Raw genomic sequence first — 16,514 nt, 5'->3', positions numbered from 1 at the left:
GATTAGCGCAACTCATCCACTACGACAGTATTAATCGTTTGTCGCAATAAGCTGCACTACTTAACATGAATCGACCATGCGGCCCAGCGCTTCCAGCGCCGGCGCAGCGTGGCCGGCCCGCCTCCTGCGGCCGGAGACTCCATCATTCACGTTTAGGGTTGCACAATGAACGATCAAGAACTGCGGGAATCGATCCGTCGACGATTTCTGGAAGTCGATACCTCCAACGTCGCTGATGTGCTGGACGAAATGGGCTATCCCGACCAGGGCCTTGCCGCTCAGTTCCAGCAACAGACAGGCAGCCAGCGCCTGGCAGGCTGGGCCTATACCATCCGTGGCCAGATGACCCCCTTCCCCCTGGGAGGCGACGCAGACAAGATGAAAGCCTGCCAGGGCCTGCGGGCGGGAGATGTGTCCGTCTGGTCCGGCGACGGCGACGGCATCTGCTATTTCGGCGAGCTCATCACTATCGGCATGCAGGAGCGCGGCAGCGTCGGCGCCATCGTCGATGGCGGATTGCGCGATACGCGCTGGATCGGCAAGCTGGACTTCCCCGTGTTCGGCCGCTTCAAGACGCCGGTACAGTCCATCGGACGCTGGAAGGTCAACGCCTGGAACGTGCCTGTCTATATGGAAGGCGCAACCGGCCGCCGCGTCGTCGTCAATCCCGGAGACTTCATTCTTGGCGACGACGATGGCGCCATCGTCATCCCCCAGGCCATCGTCCAGGAAGTGCTGGAGCGTTCTGAGGCCCTGACCCGGAAAGAAATGGAGATACGCGCCAGCCTGCAGAAAGGCATGACGCTCGCCCAGGCCCTGGAGCAATTCGGCCACGTTTGAAACCAGTCCCGCCCGCAAGGGATGAGGCGACACCGTCCCTTGCCAGCTGCCTCAGGCAAACATGCAGTCCGATTCAGTCCCAGCTACTAACGGAGCATAAAATGTCCACCAAGAAGATTCGCAGAACATGGCAGTGTCTCGCTTTTTCCCTTCCTCTCATGCTCGTCGGCATGTCGGCGCATGCCGCCACTGACGCCTGGCCCGAACGCCCCGTGCGCGTCATCGTTCCCTTCCCCGCCGGAGGCATCAACGATACCGTGGCCCGCATTGCGCTGAACCACCTTGGCACCACGATGAATACCGGTATCGTCGTGGAAAACCGTCCGGGCGCGGGAGGCACCATCGGCACGCTGGCCGCGGTCCAGAGCCCTGCCGACGGCTACACCTTCCTGCTGGGGGCGGCCAGCACCATTGCCGTAGCGCCGCAGCTGTACCGTGACGCCGCCTACAAGCCGGAGACGGATCTCACTGCGATCGGAGGCATTGCATCGGTTGCCAGCGTGGCGGTCGCGGCGGCGGATACTCCCTGGAAAAGCCTGGACGACCTGATCAGGCACGACAAGGAAAAGCCCGCCACGCTGCACTATGGCTCCGCAGGCGCGGGTACGAGCCATCATGTGCAGACCGAGCTGCTGAAGCTCAAGACCGGCGCCAAGTGGATCCATGTGCCCTACCGGGGCGGCGCGCCCGCCATGACGGACCTTATCGGCAAGCAGATCGAACTGATGCTCGAACCCCTGCCTACGGCATTGAGCCACATCCAGTCCGGCCGGGTCGTTGCGCTTGGCGTGACCAGCGCCCAACGCTCCCCCACATTGCCGGATGTCCCGACCTTCCAGGAACTGGGTATCCAGGACTACGAGGCCACGACATGGTTCGGGCTGTTTGCGCCAAAAGGGCTGGCGCAGGACATCGCCGGCAAGATGTCGGCAGCCTTGCAGAAGACCTTGCAAAGCGACGCACTGAAACAGGATTTCGCTTCGCGTGGCATCGATGTCTATACGGGAGATCGCCAGGCATTCGAGCAATTCGTCGGGACGGAAACCAGGCTCTGGGGGGATGTCATCAGGGACGCCGGCATTACCGTCGAATAGAAGGCCTGCCGGCCAAAAACAAAGCTCCATTACAGCTTGCCTGTAATGGAGCTTTTCCGCTTTTCGAGCGCTACACCGAAGCGATCAGCCCGCCGTCCACGCGCACGATGCTTCCGGTAATGTAGGACGCCTGGCGACTTGCCAGGAATGCCGCCACGGCGCCGTATTCCTGCGGCTCGCCATATCGCTTCACGGGGATCGAACTCGTACTCTCCTGTACGACGCTTTCGTAGCTGCGGCTCTCCCGCTCCGCGCGCGCTTTGTCCAGGGCAACGATGCGGCGTGTGGCGATACGGCCGGGAATGATCAGGTTGCTGGTAATGCCGTCGCCGCCGACTTCGCGCGCCAGGGTCTTGGACCAGCCTGCCAGCGTGCTGCGCAATGCATTCGACAGGCCCAGACTGGGAATCGGCGCGACAACGCCAGAAGAAGCGCTGGTGATGATGCGCCCCCAGCCGCGCTCCTTCATCGATGGCAGCACCAGGTCCGTCATGCCGATGACCGACATTACCATCGATGTGAAATGCGACTCCCACAGCTTCCGGTCCACTCCTTGCACCGTACCGGGCGGGGGCCCTCCCGTATTGTTGAACAGGATGTCCACCGGTCCGAGTTCACGCACCAGCTCCCCATGCCATTCCCGGAACTGGTCCACCTTCGCCAGATCCCATGTTCTGCAGACGACGCGGCCGCCCTCCCGCGCAATGGCCGCCTTGGTCGCCTCCAGGCTGGACGCATCGATATCGCACGCCACAACCGTCGCGCCTTCGCGTGCCAGCGCCAACGCCACCGCGCCGCCCAATCCGCCGCCCGCCCCATGTACCAGGGCAATCCTGCCTTCCAAGCCAAAGTCCATCTTTCTTCCTCCTGTTTCTTGCCGGGTGTGTCTTCACACATGAAATCTCAGGTGCCCACGCACAGCGGAGCCCGCATCTTGCGCAGCAATGCAATGACACTCTGCGCCGTGATGCGGCCGGTCTTGGGGTTCTCCGACGGGATATTCTGGATTTCCATCGACAGGACGGCCGAATCGGAATCGACCTCTATCCTGTGCACATTGCGCGTCAGCGCCGGATCGGCCCAGATTTCCAGCGTGGTCCGATCCGGCCCTATGCCCGCCATCGACAGGCTGACAGCCACATTCAGGTTGGCCGGAAATCCAATCGCCGCTTCGCGCGGCGTTCCCCTGAAGATCATCGTCGCTTCAGTGATTCCCGAAATATCGATATTGTTCTGTTCCAGGTACGGAGCGCCCAGCAGGCCGCGTACGGGCTTGCGCGTAATCATGCGCACGGAATGGATCTCCCCTTCCGCAGCTGCCGTCAATGCATCCAGGCCCAGGATGGCGCCGGACGGCACGAGAATCTGTCCGCCATGCTCGGAGGCCAGATCGATCAATTCCGGATGGGAGAGGATAGCGCCACTGCTGAGCACCACGACTTTCTTGCCCGCCTTGAGCACATCTCTTGCTATCACAGGCAATAACGCGGCGGGAGCGCATTCCACCACGATATCGCACAAGGGCTCAAGCGCATCGATGGCAACGACGGCCGGATTGGCATGCGCCAATGATATGGGCAGCGGCCCGTCCGGATTGCGCACCCCTACCGCGGCAAGCTCCAGGCCATGAACGCCCTTATCCAATGCCTGCGCCAGCGATCTGCCTATGGCGCCCATTCCGGCAATGCCGACACGTATCGTACTCATGCAGCTGTCCTTCGTTATCTGGTAGCGGGCGGAATTGCCCGGTACCAGCATACTAGGAAGCTGCGGCAGTCCCGACAAACGATTTGTTGTGCGCAGTGGCATTAGCCTGGCTAATGCCAGGCGACAAAGCCGCCTGCTCCAGTATCCACTCGCGGAACAATCGCATGGATGGCCGTTGCGCCGACGCCCTGCTGGTGAGGAAGTAATAAGCGCCGGCGCTGGCGACGGGTTCGATATCGGGCAGCAGGACCTGCAGCTCATTACGGCCCGGATAGCCGTCCAGCAGGACATCGGGCACCAGTGCGATACCTCGCTGCTCGTGCGCGGCGCGCAGGGCAAAGTAGAAATGCCCGAATTCCGCCCTGGGCGCGGCAGGATCCAGCTCGATACCGTACGCAGCCAGCCAATCGCGCCAGGCATTCGGCCGCGATGCTGTATGCACGAGTTCCCGATGCGCGAATTCGGCAACGGACCTCACCTTGCCATGCTGCCGCACCCAGGCCTTGGATGCGACCGGCACCATGACATCGGGAAATATCAGATCGGCCTGTATGTCGTCCCAGCGCTCCAGCATCACGAGATCGATCGCCGGAGCATGCGGAGGATACTGCCGGCCCGGAAAAGCGCCGACGCGCAAGGCCACGTCGATACCCTGGGCCTGCATGTCGACTGGGCGGATATCGGACACGACACGCACCTCGATCGTCGGATGCAGGGCCGTAAACGCATCCAGTCGCGGCATCAGCCAGAGCATGCTGAGCGTAGGAATGCTGCTGAGGATCAGTACTTCGTGACGCCCCTGGTTGACGATGCGCTCGGTGGCCTTCTCCAGGTCCTCCAGCAGGCGGCGGCAAACCTCGTAGTACAGCATGCCGTCATCCGTCAACGCCACCTTGCGCGTCTGGCGCAAAAACAGCGGCTTTTCCAGGAAGCCCTCCAGCTTCCTTACCTGAAGGCTGACGGCTCCCTGCGTCACGCACAGCTCCTGCGCAGCCAACGTGAAGGAACGATGCCGCGCCGCTGCCTCAAAGGCGCGTATGGCCACCAGCGGCGGTAGATACCGTTTCATTGATTCATGCCTCCTGCAAGTTCCGCATCGGAATGGTTGCACGCAACCTTATCATGCACCCGCCCGGCAAGTGGAAACCGCGGGAGATGCCGCCCAGGCAGGCTTGTGAGTCACTCCCGACTGAAGTCGGGAGCTTCCTCGCTTGTCCCCGACCTGAAGCCCGGGCTCGCGCTTTGGCCCGTGGTCAATCCATACGGAACAGCTGCTTGTGCTCCCGGATGGCGTAGCGATCGGTCATGCCGGCGATGTAGTCTGCGATCGCCCTGGCCTGGGTCACCTTGTCGTTCCTGCGGTATTCATCCGGCAGCAGGCGCGGATCCTCCAGGAAGGCGGAGAACAGCTCGCGCACGATGCGCCTGGCCTTGCCGGTCATGCGCATGACGCGGTAGTGCCGGTACAGGTTATGCATGAGAAAGCGCTTGAGGTCATCGGCCTGTGCGCGCAGCTCCGGCGAGAACGCCACCAGCATGGGAAGCGCGCGCACGTCATCCGCCGATTGCGGGCCGTGCTTGCGGATGTTTTCCTGCGTGGTCTGCGTCAGGTCGGTGACCAGCGTGTTGATCATGGCGCGGATGATTTCCGACACCAGGCGGCGCTTGTCCGCGGAGGGATAGCGCCTGGCGGCCTGCTCGTAGTGGCTGGCGAAGATTTCCACCGACTGCAACTGGTCCATCGTGATCAGGCCCGAGCGCAGGCCGTCGTCGATATCATGGTTGTTGTAGGCGATCTCGTCGGCCAGATTGGCCAGTTGCGCCTCGAGGGAGGGGCGCATGCGCTTCAGGAAGCGCTCGCCCACGTCGCCCAGCAGACGGGCATGGCTGGCGGAGCAATGCTTGAGTATGCCTTCGCGCGTTTCGAAGCAAAGGTTCAGGCCGTTGAACGCCGCATAGCGCTCTTCGAGCTCATCGACGATGCGCAGGCTCTGCAGGTTGTGCTCGAATCCGCCTGCTTCGGGCGCGAGGTCGCGCATGCAATCGTTGAGTTCATCCTGTCCCGCATGCCCGAACGGCGTATGGCCCAGGTCGTGCGCCAGGGAAATGGCTTCGGTCAGCTCTTCGTGCAATTGCAGGTTGCGCGCCAGGGTGCGGCCGATCTGCGCCACTTCCAGGCTGTGCGTCAGGCGCGTACGGAACAGATCGCCTTCGTGGTTGACGAACACCTGAGTCTTGTATTCCAGGCGCCGGAAAGCGCTGCAATGAATGATGCGGTCGCGGTCGCGCTGGAAGGCGCTGCGTCCGACAGGCGGCGGCTCCTGATGCCGGCGGCCGCGCGATTGTTCCGGATGACTCGCGTATGGCGCCAGCATGGCTTCAGCCCTGTTCCGTCGCCGGCTGCGCGGCTTGCGCCAGCACCTGCCGCAGATCCGCGTCCGGCACGGCTTGCGAACGCGCCTCGCCGATGCGCGGCAGCAGCACAAAGCGCAGTTGCCCGCCCTCCGTCTTCTTGTCGACCTGCATCAGGTCGATCCAGCGGTCCGTGCCGAGGTCCGGCGGCGCTACGGGGCAGCCGATGGCCTCGACCAGCGAACGCACCCGCGCCACGCTGTCCGCCGGCAGCCCCAGCACGCGCGCCGAGAGTTCCGCCGCCTGTATCATGCCGCAGCCCACGGCCTCGCCGTGCAGCCACTGGCCATAGCCCAGGCCCGCCTCGATGGCGTGACCGAAAGTATGGCCGAAATTCAGGATGGCGCGCAGGCCCGACTCGCGCTCGTCCGCCGACACCACCTGCGCCTTGAGCTCGCACGAGCGCACGATGGCATGGGCCATGGCCTGCGGGTCGCGCCGGCGCAGTGCGTCGGCATTGGCCTCGCACCATTCGAAGAAGGCCGGATCCATGATCAGGCCGTATTTGATGACCTCGGCCAGGCCGGCGGATACTTCGCGGTCCGGCAGAGTATTCAGGACGTCGGTGTCGATCTCGACGGCGACCGGCTGGTAGAACGCGCCGATCATGTTCTTGCCCAGCGGATGGTTGACGGCCGTCTTGCCGCCCACCGAGGAATCCACCTGCGCCAGCACCGTGGTCGGCACCTGGACGAAGCGCACGCCGCGCATGTAGCAGGCCGCGGCGAAGCCTACGATATCGCCGATGACGCCGCCGCCCAGCGCAACCAGCACCGCCTTGCGATCGAGCCGGTTCTGCAGCAGGGCATCGAAAATGAGGTTCAGCGTCTGCCAGTCCTTGTACTGCTCGCCGTCCGGCAGTTCGACGCGGATGACACGCTTGCCGGTGGACTCCAGCGCGGCGATGGCGCGCGAGGCATAGTGCGCGGCGACCGTGGGATTCGTGATCAGCGCAATGGCGGTGGCATCGGCGGGAATGCTGTCGCCCAGGCGGTCCAGGCGTCCCGGCGCCACATGGATGGGATAGCGTCCGCCCGGCGTATTGACTTCTACGGTATTCATGACAGCGTCTCGGTAGTTTCAAGTTTGTTGACCAGCGCCCTGGCGGCCTGCGCCGCCGTCATGGTGCCGGAGTCCAGGACCAGGTCGGCGGCTTCCTCGTAGAGCGGCTCGCGCAGCGCCAGCAATTCGCGGATGCGCGCGCGGGGATCCGGCGTCTGCAGCAGCGGGCGCGTGCGGTCGCGCTCCAGCCTGCGGAACAGTTCGTCGGCGTCGGCCCGCAGATAGATGACGGTGCCGCGCTCTTTCAGGAGCCTGCGGTTCTCCGGGGCCAGCACGGCGCCTCCGCCCGTGGCCAGCACGATGCCTGGCTTCAGGGAACATTCGTCGAGTTGCGCGGTCTCACGGCGGCGGAACCCTTCTTCGCCCTCGATTTCGAAGATCAGGGCGATACGGACGCCGCACTTGGCCTCCAGCGCATGATCCAGATCCACGAATTCGCGCCCGAGACACCGTGCCAGGATCCGCCCGATGGTCGTTTTCCCGGCCCCCATCATGCCGATCAGGAAAATCGGCCTGCCGTCCCGGCGCGCGGACGCCGGATGCGCGGCATCCGCCGTGCTGTCCGGCTCCTCGAAATCGTCCTGGCAATGCGAAGATTCACTCATAGTTGTGTATTATCCCATTTGTATCCTTGGGACGGGTGGCGGATCGCACCATCCTGTTACAAGAACCTGCATCCTACCTCACTGCCCCGGCACCATTGGCCTTAAAATCGCCCAATGACATCTTCCTCCACAGATACCCAAAGCGCTCCCGCCGGTTCCTGGCTCAAGCGCTTCATCCTGAAATCCGCCGTATTCCTGGCTGGCCTGGGGCTTTGCGGCGCATTATTGGGCACGCTTGCGCTCGCGCTGGCATGGCCCAACCTGCCCGACCTTTCCGCCATGATCGACTACCGCCCGCGCGTACCGCTGCGGGTATATACGTCGGACAACGTCCTGATCGGCGAATTCGGCGAGGAACGCCGCAATGTGTTGCGTTTCCACGAAATCCCGGATGTCATGAAATCGGCCATTCTATCAGCCGAGGACGACCGTTTTTACCAGCACGGCGGCATCGACTGGATGGGTGTCGCGCGCGCGATGCTGGCCAACCTGTCGAACATGTCCAAGAGCCAGGGCGCCAGCACCATCACCATGCAGGTGGCGCGAAACTTCTACCTGTCCTCCGAAAAAACCTATACCCGCAAGTTCTATGAGCTGCTGCTGACCTTCAAGATCGAGGCAACCCTGACCAAGGACCAGATCCTGGATCTCTACATGAACCAGATCTACCTCGGCCACCGCGCCTACGGCTTCGCGGCGGCATCGCGCACCTACTTCGGCAAGCCGCTGGCGGAAATCACGCCGGCCGAGGCCGCCATGCTGGCCGGCATCCCCAAGGCCCCCTCGCGCTTCAACCCCATCGCCAACTTCCAGCGCGCTACGACTCGCCAGCAGTACGTGCTGGCGCGCATGCGCAACCTGGGCTACCTGACCGAAGAAGAGTACCAAGAAGCCCTCAAACAGCCGATCGAACTGCGCTCGGCCACAGGCACGCCCTCCGGCGGCTACGCCATCCATGGCCAATACGTCGCGGAGCTGGCGCGCCAGTTGCTGTACGGTGTCTACCAGGACAACATCTATTCGCGCGGATTCAATATCTACACCACCGTCCACTCCCAGGACCAGGAGGCCGCCTATCGCGCCGTGCGCAACGGCATCCTCGACTACACCCGCCGCGCCCCCTTCCCTGGCCCTCAGGACAATATCGACCTTCCGAACGGCATCGAGAACGATCACGCGCGCCTGGACGCCCTGCTCGACGAACTGCAGGACAAGCATCCCGACCACGACGACATGCTGACCGGTCTGGTGCTCGATGCCAGCCCGACCAAGGTCACGGTGGCGCGCACGGCCCAGGAAATCATCGAAGTCACCAATCCCTCGGCGCTGAAGGTCGTCGCGCGCGGACTGGTCAAGAACGCCAACGACAAGGTGCGCATCCGCCGCGGTTCCGTGGTCTATGTGCGCAAGCACGGCGACTACTGGGAAATCATCAACATGCCCAGCGTCCAGGCGGCCTTCGTCTCCCTGCGCTCGCAGGATGGCGCCATCCAGGCCATGGTCGGCGGCTTCGAGTTCGGCGAGGGCAAATTCAACCGCGTCACCCAGGCATGGCGCCAGCCGGGCTCCAGCTTCAAGCCCTTCCTGTACGCGGCGGCGCTCGAGCGCGGGCTGACCCCATCCACGCAGATTTCCGACGAGCCGTTCCACCTGACCGCTGCGCAGACCGGATCGCGCCCCTGGAGCCCCAAGAACTACGGCAATACCTACGAGCCCATGCTCACCATGCGCCAAGCGCTGTACAAGTCCAAGAACATGGTGTCCATCCGCATCATGCAGGCGATCGGCGTCAACTACGTCCAGGACTACATCACGCGCTTCGGCTTCGACCGAGCCCGCAACCCCGCCGTGCTTCCCCTGGCGCTGGGTTCCGGCAACGTCACGCCCCTGCAGCTGGCCGGCGCGTACTCGGTATTCTCCAATGGCGGCTATCGCGTGGCGCCCTACCTGATCGACCGGGTCACCGACAGCTCGGGCAAGGTCATCATGCAGGCCCGCCCCACCGTGGCGGGAGACGTCAAGGCCAGGGTCATCGACGAACGCACGGCCTACGTCATGAACGACATGCTGCGCGGCGTCGCCCAGGCGGGCACGGGCGCGCGCGCCAGCCGCGAACTCAAGCGCACGGACATCGGCGGCAAGACCGGCACCACCAACGACTCCCACGATGCCTGGTTCGCCGGCTTCACGCCCAAGCTGGTGGGCATCGCATGGATGGGCTTCGACCAGCCCCGCTCGCTGGGTTCGCGCGAAACCGGCGGCGGCGCCTCGCTGCCCATCTGGCTGGAGTACATGCGGACCGCGCTGAAGGATCAGCCGCAAATCCCTCCCGGCCCCATGCCCGGAGGGCTGGAGCGCACCGGAGGCGATTTCTATTTCACCGAGTTTCCTCCCGGCAAGGCCGTGGCCAGGGTGGGGCTGCCCACCATGGAAGACATGGTGCTCGGCGGCTCTCCCGCCAACGACGGCATCGGCGACCTGCTCAACCAATTGGACAATGGGCCCGGCTCCGGCCAGAACTCCACCGGGTCCTCGCTGCTGCCCTTCTGACAACCTTCTTCGACGCTTCGCAAATGCCAGCTTCCTTCCGTTCCTCTTCGCCCGCGCGGGCACACCGCGCAGCCACTGCGGCAATACTGCTGGCATTGCTGGCCGGCTGCGGCTACAAGGGCCCGCTATACTTACCGCCGCCTCCGGCCGCGGCGGACCCCGCGCTGACCGAACCGCCGCAGCAAGCCGCGCAGCAGCCGGCAGCCGAGCCCGCACCGCAATGACCACGCCACTTTAAAGACCTTCTCATACAGGCCATCATGACCGTAGCCCCCCACTTTTCCCATCGCAACGATACATTGCATGCCGAACAGGTCCCGCTGACCCAGCTCGCCCAGGAATTCGGCACACCTCTGTATGTCTACTCGCGCCAGGCGCTGCGGGATGCCTGGGAAAACTACCGGACGGCTACCGAGGGCCGCAACGCACTGGTCTGCTTCGGAATGAAGGCCAACTCCAATCTGTCGGTCCTGCGCGAGTTCATGGAGCTCGGAGCAGGCTTCGACATCGTGTCCGGCGGCGAGCTGGCCCGCGTGCTTGCCATTGGCGGCGATGCCGGCAAGGTCGTGTTCTCCGGCGTCGGCAAGCAGGAATGGGAGCTGCGCGCCGCCCTGGAGGCAGGCGTCAAGTGCTTCAACGTCGAGTCCGAGGCCGAGCTGGAAGAACTGGCCCGCGTGGCCGCCGACATGGGCAAGGTGGCCCCGGTTTCGCTGCGCGTCAATCCCGACGTCGATGCCCACACCCATCCCTATATTTCCACTGGCCTCAAGGAAAACAAGTTCGGCATCGACATCAATACCGCGCTGAGCGTCTATGCGCGCGCAGCCGCGCTGGACAGCCTGAAGGTCGTCGGCGTCGATTGTCACATCGGCTCCCAGATCACCGAAGTGGATCCCTACCTCGATGCGCTGGACAAGCTCTGCCACCTGATCCATGCACTGCAGGACAGCGGCATCCGCCTGCACCACCTGGATCTGGGCGGCGGCATCGGCATCCGCTACACCGACGAAACGCCGCTGCTGCCCGTGGACCTGGTGTCCCGCGTTTTCGAGACGCTGGAGCGCAACAAGCTCGGCCACCTGCAGCTCGTGCTGGAGCCCGGGCGCTCCCTGGTCGGCAATGCCGGCGTTTTGCTGACCAGCGTCGTGTACCTCAAGCATGCCGAGGCCAAGAACTTCGCCATTGTGGACGCGGCCATGAACGACCTGATCCGCCCCACCCTGTACGATGCCTGGCACGATGTAGAGGCCGTGCAGCCTGCGGATCCCGATACGCCGCCGCAGTCCTATGACATTGTCGGCCCCATCTGCGAGAGCGGCGACTGGCTGGCGCGCAACCGGACGCTGGCCCTGCGGCAGGGCGACCTGCTCGCCATCATGTCGGCCGGCGCCTATGCTTTCACCATGGCCAGCCAGTACAACACGCGCCCGCGCCCTGCGGAGATCATGGTCGACGGCGACAGCTACCGCGTCGTCCGCCCCCGCGAATCGCTGCAATCGCTGTTCGCGCCGGAGCTGGAGGCCCTGCAGGGCAGGACCTGAGCACAGGCCAGGCTTGCGCCCGCCCGCGGGCGGGCGCAAGCTGCAGCGTACAAAACGCGCAGACGCAGATCCCATTAAAGAAAATCCGCAAGCGGCCGTTATCTCATCGTACGCTGGCATGGCCTGCGCGCACACATCGCGAATCCACACAAACGCACCAAAAGTGCATCCCTCGGATCAATTGTGCACCTTACTTCTTTGCACTGCACACAAGCGGCGTTACACTGGCGGCTGCTTACCGAACGCAATGCCACTGTATATAGCGGCCGTCATGGCAGACCATGCAGCCGCATCGATATTCCGGCATACATGACACACAAAAATCATTACATACGGTAAATCATGGGACTGCTGGATGTGCTGCGATCCAATGGCAGAAAAAACGATGCTTCCGCGCTGGATCGGCTGATTTATGTATTTGCCATCTATGCCGTTCCCCTGGTCATCGTCCTGTTTTCCCTGGTAGCGCTGCTTTCCTTCAACAGCATTTACGATACCAAGCAAGGCTCGCCCCTTGCCTTCCGGCTGGCCACTGATCCCCTGAAAACACAAACGCCGGGACAGGCCCTCGACCTCCTGGGCGCCTCGGGCGCCAATGTGCTTTCCTTCCCCCTGGAAAAGGCGTTGCCGTACTGGATGATCGTCAACGTGCCGCCGCGCGAGCACGACAGCCGCATCGCCGTCGAAGTCCCATCCCGGCAGGTGCGGTCGCTCCAGTGCTGGGATGCCGACCACCTGACCCTCATCGGCAGCGCGAACCGCAATGTCGTCGACGGCATGGTGCGGCACGCAAAGGCCGGCTTCATCTTCCAGCTAGACAGCAGCACTCTCACCACGCGCGTGCTGTGCGAGGTCACTGCGCAACGGAACATGCAGCTGACGGCAAGCCTCTGGCCCATGGAAGACATGATCCGCTCCATCAACCAGTTCCACCGCATCACGGGGCTGCTGGAAGGCGGGTTGCTGACGGTCGCGGCCTTCATTCTCATCATCGCCTTCATCAACCGCGAATGGGTCTATGTCCTGTTCGCCGCCTGGATGATCGGCAACCTGCGGCTGGGCGCCATGGCCATGGGCTGGGACGACCAGTGGCTGGGCAACAGCATTCCGCAGGAATGGCTGCCCAGACTGCGCCAGATCACGGTCGCCATCCATTTCCTGCTGACCTACACCCTGTTCACGCGCATATTCCACCGCAGCCTGCTGCCGCTGCTGCAGTCGCGCGCGCTGTTGCTGGTGCAGGGCACCGGCCTGCTGCTGCTGCTGGCGGCCCTGGTATTGTCCGAGCAGGCATTCCTGCCCGTCATGTGGGCGGCTACGTCGCTGGGCATCGTCACGATCGCCCTGCTGCTGGGCCATAGCATCTACATGACCCACTCCCGCGTCGAGACGCTGCACGTCGTATCCCTGAGCATGGCATTGTGCGTCATGCTTTCCGGCGTCATGCTGTTCGCATTCGGCGGCTCGCGCTTCATCGACACCCTCAATGCCGTCATCACGCTGCTGCTGTCCAACCTGATGGTGGCCGTCGCCATCGCCGAGCGCCTGCGCCGCGAAAGCCGGGACAAGGAGCACGCCCAGTCCGAACTGATCGGCAACTTCGCTGTCACGCCCATCGGCATGTTCACGCTGGACGCCAGCCGCCACATTACGCGGGCCAACCCCGTGTTCGAACGCATCCTGGGCCTGTCCCTGGCGGACCAGGCCTCCTCCCCTCTGTGGACGGATCTGCTGCCCGACGTCGACTGGGAAGAACTCGACCAGAAGACCCGGCGGGGAGACGGCGTGGAAATCCGCTGGCCCGACGAACTCTCGGACAACCACAAGACCCTGCTCGTCAAGGCCGCCATCGTGGATGAGAAGATCGAGGGCTCGATCCAGGACATTTCGTCGCATACCGCCACAATCCAGCACCTGCGCCAGCTGGCCGACAACGATCCGCTGACGGACGCGCTGAACCGGCGCGGCATAGAAAAGGCCCTGGACGCCTCGCTTCAGGCCTTGACCAAAGGCCAGCCATGCGCGCTGGCCTATCTGGACCTGGATCACTTCAAGCGCGTCAACAGCCTGTTCGGGCACACCACGGGCGACGAAGTGCTGAAGCAGGTATGCCAGCGCGTCATGCAGGCCATTTCCGAGCAGGACCAGATGGGCCGGCTCAGCGACAACGAGTTCATCGTCCTGTTCCCCAACACCACCATCGGCGATGCCAGGGTAGGCGCGCAACGCATCATCGATGCGCTGCATGCGGCGCCGTTCCAGATCGGCCCGCGCTCCATACAGGTCAAGGGTACGGTGGGCGTGATCGAAGTCACGGAAAGCATGCAGGCCAAGGACGCCATCTCCGCCGCCAGCCGCGCCTGCCGCGACGCCCAGAAGATCCACCAGGACATCATCAGCTACGATCACAATGCCAACGAGCTGCTGGAGCACTCCGAGGAACTGCGCCTGTTCAGCGAACTGGAGGGTGGCCTGTCTCCCAAGGGCCTGTATCTGGAAATGCAGCCCATCGTATCCCTGCGCAACCCCTTCGGCGCCATGGACTTCGAGGCCTTGCTGCGCGTGCGCGATTCCGCCGGCAAGCTGATTCCCACCGGGAAGATCATCGCCTCCGCCGAAGAAAGCGGCACGATCTCCATTATCGACAAGTGGGTGTTTTCCGCCACGCTGGAATGGCTGGACAAGCACCGCGGCCAGCTGTCGCAGACCAGCTTCGTCTGCATCAACATGAGCGGCGTGTCGCTGAATGACCAGCGCTTCATCGAGGCCTTCTTCGACATCCTGGCGCAGTACGAGCACCTGACCCATCTAGTGTGCGTCGAAATCACCGAGGGCGTGGCCCTGCACGACCTTGAAAAAACGCGCGTGTTCATGCACAGGCTGCAGCAGAAGGGCGTGCGCATCGCGCTGGACGACTTCGGCGCAGGCTATTCGTCCTTCTCCTACCTGGCCAGCCTGCCCGCCGACGCCATCAAGATCGATGGAGCCCTCATTCGCGGCATGACCAACAACCCCGCCAACGTCGCCGTGGTGCGCACCATCATCGAACTGGCGCGCAACCTGGGCATGAAGAGCATCGTCGAATGGGTCGAGGACAACGCAACGCTGTCGATGCTGTGGGATATGGAAGTCGACTACGTGCAGGGCTATGGCGTCGTCCGCCCGCAGCCGCCCAGCAACCTGCTGAAGGCGAGCACCATGGCGGACCTGATCGCGAACCCCGACACCCTGACCTTGATGCAGGAGCGCATCAAGCGGCGCCCCTAGGGCAGCCTGCCGCCCGATAACCGGCCAGCCAGTGCGAGGCTTCTTTTAGTGTTAACGGGCCCCAGGCCTATAGTTCCCCGTACGAGTGCAGGCCCGACAGGAACATGTTCACGCCCAGGAAGGCGAAGCTGGTGACCAGAAGTCCGCCCAGCGCCCAATAGGCGGCGAGACTGCCGCGCAAGCCCTTGAGCAGGCGCATGTGCAGCCAGGCGGCGTAGTTCAGCCAGACGATCAGGGCCCAGGTCTCCTTGGGGTCCCATTGCCAGTAGGCGCCCCAGGCATCCGCGGCCCATAGCGCCCCCAGCACCGTGGCGACGGTAAAGAAGGCGAATCCGACCGCAATGGCGCGATACATGATGTCGTCCAGCACCTGCAGCGAAGGCAGCTGGCGCGAAATCGGGCCGCGCAGCGCCAGGATGGCGCCCACGATCAGCGCCCCGATGCCGAAATACAGCATCCAGGTCGGGGACAGCTCTTTGGAGCTGAACACCATGGGCTCGGCGCACAGCACGGCGCCCAGCACGAAGACGGGAGCCAGCTTGCGCCAGGAGCGCGTTTCGCCGTTTTCCTTGACCAGATAGGCGAAGCCCACCATGGCCGCCAGGGAGAATGTGCCGTAGCCGATGAAGTTGGCCGGCACATGCAGCTTCATCCACCAGCTTTTCAGCGCGGGAACCAGCGGCTGGATCTGGAAGGCGTCGCGCGTGAAGGAATACCACAGCAGGAACACGACGGCCGAGCTGATGACCAGCAGCACGAAGCCGCCCAGGGCGCGCGTGGCGTAGCGGCGCTCGTAGTACAGGTAGAACAATGCCGTGATCAGCGCGAACAGCACGAACACCTCGTACAGATTGCTGACCGGGATGTGGCCGATGTCGGGCCCCAGCAGGTGGCCTTCGCGCCAGCGCACCAGCATGCCGGTGGTGCCGGCGTACACGCCCGCCCAGGTCAGCACGCTGCCCAGCCAGGCGGCCGTGGCGCTGACGTAGCCGATCCAGTAACAGGCCGTCGCCAGCACGAACAGCGCGCACATCCAGAGTATGGCCGACTGCGAGGAAATCAGGTACTTGAGCAGGAACACGGTCTCGGAGCGCGTGATATCGCCCTGGGCCAGCCCCTGCCCGCCGCTGTAGAGCCAGATGGCGAACAAGGCCGTGACGCCGCTAAGGACCATGAGCACGCGCAAGGGGCGCCACAGCCATCCCATCCAGGCCAGGCCGGGCACGGCGCCGACAAGGATGGCTTTTTCGTAGATATCCATGGCTTCGCCATGGAACATCAAGGCATAGGCGGCTCCCGCGCTCAACAGCAGGAAAAAGGCCAGGTCCGTCCAGTCTGGCTTGCCGCGCAAGCCGCGCGAGTCTCCGCTGGCGTTGCCGGTCAGCGCGACCGGAGAAGCGAGGTTCGCCGAAAGTACGGTTTCAGACATTGCAAAG

General features: G+C 63.7%; 13 protein-coding genes. 6 read left to right on the top strand and 7 right to left on the bottom strand.

The window, feature by feature from the left end; all coding sequences use genetic code 11:
• The first annotated feature begins 165 nt into the window (after nucleotides 1–165).
• Both EV686_RS00960 and EV686_RS00955 read left to right on the top strand, forming a co-directional pair.
• Nucleotides 166–840, top strand: a complete 675-nt coding sequence (locus EV686_RS00960; protein ID WP_132472551.1) for an RraA family protein — start codon at nucleotides 166–168, stop codon at nucleotides 838–840.
• Nucleotides 841–941: 101 nt separating this feature from the next.
• On the top strand, nucleotides 942–1,934 hold the full coding sequence (locus EV686_RS00955) for a Bug family tripartite tricarboxylate transporter substrate binding protein (RefSeq protein WP_132472549.1): 993 nt from the start codon (nucleotides 942–944) through the stop codon (nucleotides 1,932–1,934).
• A 70-nt stretch (nucleotides 1,935–2,004) separates the two neighbouring features.
• Here the strand turns inward: EV686_RS00955 and EV686_RS00950 are convergent, their stop codons facing one another.
• The 6 genes from EV686_RS00950 to EV686_RS00925 all read right to left on the bottom strand — a co-directional run bounded on the left by EV686_RS00950 (nucleotide 2,005) and on the right by EV686_RS00925 (nucleotide 7,720).
• Entirely contained in the window at nucleotides 2,005–2,790 is a 786-nt protein-coding gene (locus tag EV686_RS00950) for an SDR family oxidoreductase (protein WP_132472547.1), read from the bottom strand.
• Nucleotides 2,791–2,837: 47 nt separating this feature from the next.
• Nucleotides 2,838–3,641 carry an aspartate dehydrogenase gene (locus EV686_RS00945; protein ID WP_132472545.1) on the bottom strand — a complete coding sequence of 268 codons (804 nt, stop codon included), beginning with the start codon at nucleotides 3,639–3,641 and terminating at the stop codon, nucleotides 2,838–2,840.
• Between the two features lie 52 nt (nucleotides 3,642–3,693).
• A complete protein-coding gene (locus EV686_RS00940; RefSeq protein WP_132472543.1) occupies nucleotides 3,694–4,710 on the bottom strand; it encodes a LysR substrate-binding domain-containing protein in 1,017 nt (338 codons plus the stop codon).
• A 184-nt stretch (nucleotides 4,711–4,894) separates the two neighbouring features.
• Complete coding sequence (locus tag EV686_RS00935) at nucleotides 4,895–6,016, bottom strand: deoxyguanosinetriphosphate triphosphohydrolase (protein WP_132472541.1); 1,122 nt, start codon at nucleotides 6,014–6,016, stop codon at nucleotides 4,895–4,897.
• A 4-nt stretch (nucleotides 6,017–6,020) separates the two neighbouring features.
• Nucleotides 6,021–7,115: a 3-dehydroquinate synthase gene (gene aroB / locus EV686_RS00930; protein WP_132472539.1), complete on the bottom strand. Its 1,095-nt coding sequence runs from the start codon at nucleotides 7,113–7,115 to the stop codon at nucleotides 6,021–6,023.
• Entirely contained in the window at nucleotides 7,112–7,720 is a 609-nt protein-coding gene (locus EV686_RS00925; protein ID WP_132472537.1) for a shikimate kinase, read from the bottom strand. Before EV686_RS00925 ends, aroB begins: the two co-directional genes overlap by 4 nt.
• A gap of 114 nt (nucleotides 7,721–7,834) precedes the next feature.
• On the opposite strand from EV686_RS00925, the gene EV686_RS00920 reads away from it, so the two are divergent.
• From EV686_RS00920 to EV686_RS00905, 4 genes are all read left to right on the top strand, one after another.
• Nucleotides 7,835–10,270 carry a penicillin-binding protein 1A gene (locus EV686_RS00920; RefSeq protein WP_132472535.1) on the top strand — a complete coding sequence of 812 codons (2,436 nt, stop codon included), beginning with the start codon at nucleotides 7,835–7,837 and terminating at the stop codon, nucleotides 10,268–10,270.
• A gap of 23 nt (nucleotides 10,271–10,293) precedes the next feature.
• The gene (gene lptM, locus EV686_RS00915) at nucleotides 10,294–10,494 is read left to right on the top strand and encodes an LPS translocon maturation chaperone LptM (protein ID WP_132472533.1); all 201 of its coding nucleotides are present in this window, start codon (nucleotides 10,294–10,296) and stop codon (nucleotides 10,492–10,494) included.
• Between the two features lie 36 nt (nucleotides 10,495–10,530).
• Nucleotides 10,531–11,811, top strand: coding sequence for a diaminopimelate decarboxylase (gene lysA / locus EV686_RS00910; RefSeq protein ID WP_132472531.1), 1,281 nt, complete (start codon nucleotides 10,531–10,533; stop codon nucleotides 11,809–11,811).
• Nucleotides 11,812–12,153: 342 nt separating this feature from the next.
• Nucleotides 12,154–15,078 (top strand): putative bifunctional diguanylate cyclase/phosphodiesterase, encoded by a 2,925-nt coding sequence (locus EV686_RS00905; RefSeq protein ID WP_132472529.1) that lies wholly within the window; start codon nucleotides 12,154–12,156, stop codon nucleotides 15,076–15,078.
• 67 nt (nucleotides 15,079–15,145) lie between these two features.
• Here the strand turns inward: EV686_RS00905 and ccsB are convergent, their stop codons facing one another.
• Entirely contained in the window at nucleotides 15,146–16,507 is a 1,362-nt protein-coding gene (gene ccsB / locus EV686_RS00900) for a c-type cytochrome biogenesis protein CcsB (protein WP_132472527.1), read from the bottom strand.
• Nucleotides 16,508–16,514 lie beyond the last annotated feature (7 nt).

This window comes from Paracandidimonas soli, from assembly GCF_004342005.1.
GTDB lineage: Bacteria > Pseudomonadota > Gammaproteobacteria > Burkholderiales > Burkholderiaceae_B > Paracandidimonas > Paracandidimonas soli.
This window is presented reverse-complemented; position numbering and strand designations above follow the sequence as displayed.

Coding starts and splice junctions, on each gene's coding strand:
- EV686_RS00955 (WP_132472549.1), top strand. CDS start 942: ATGTCCACCAAGAAGATTCGCAGAACATGGCAGTGTCTCGCTTTTTCC.
- aroB (WP_132472539.1), bottom strand. CDS start 7,115: ATGAATACCGTAGAAGTCAATACGCCGGGCGGACGCTATCCCATCCAT.
- EV686_RS00905 (WP_132472529.1), top strand. CDS start 12,154: ATGGGACTGCTGGATGTGCTGCGATCCAATGGCAGAAAAAACGATGCT.
- ccsB (WP_132472527.1), bottom strand. CDS start 16,507: ATGTCTGAAACCGTACTTTCGGCGAACCTCGCTTCTCCGGTCGCGCTG.
- EV686_RS00940 (WP_132472543.1), bottom strand. CDS start 4,710: ATGAAACGGTATCTACCGCCGCTGGTGGCCATACGCGCCTTTGAGGCA.
- EV686_RS00950 (WP_132472547.1), bottom strand. CDS start 2,790: ATGGACTTTGGCTTGGAAGGCAGGATTGCCCTGGTACATGGGGCGGGC.
- EV686_RS00920 (WP_132472535.1), top strand. CDS start 7,835: ATGACATCTTCCTCCACAGATACCCAAAGCGCTCCCGCCGGTTCCTGG.
- lysA (WP_132472531.1), top strand. CDS start 10,531: ATGACCGTAGCCCCCCACTTTTCCCATCGCAACGATACATTGCATGCC.
- EV686_RS00925 (WP_132472537.1), bottom strand. CDS start 7,720: ATGAGTGAATCTTCGCATTGCCAGGACGATTTCGAGGAGCCGGACAGC.
- EV686_RS00945 (WP_132472545.1), bottom strand. CDS start 3,641: ATGAGTACGATACGTGTCGGCATTGCCGGAATGGGCGCCATAGGCAGA.
- EV686_RS00935 (WP_132472541.1), bottom strand. CDS start 6,016: ATGCTGGCGCCATACGCGAGTCATCCGGAACAATCGCGCGGCCGCCGG.
- EV686_RS00960 (WP_132472551.1), top strand. CDS start 166: ATGAACGATCAAGAACTGCGGGAATCGATCCGTCGACGATTTCTGGAA.
- lptM (WP_132472533.1), top strand. CDS start 10,294: ATGCCAGCTTCCTTCCGTTCCTCTTCGCCCGCGCGGGCACACCGCGCA.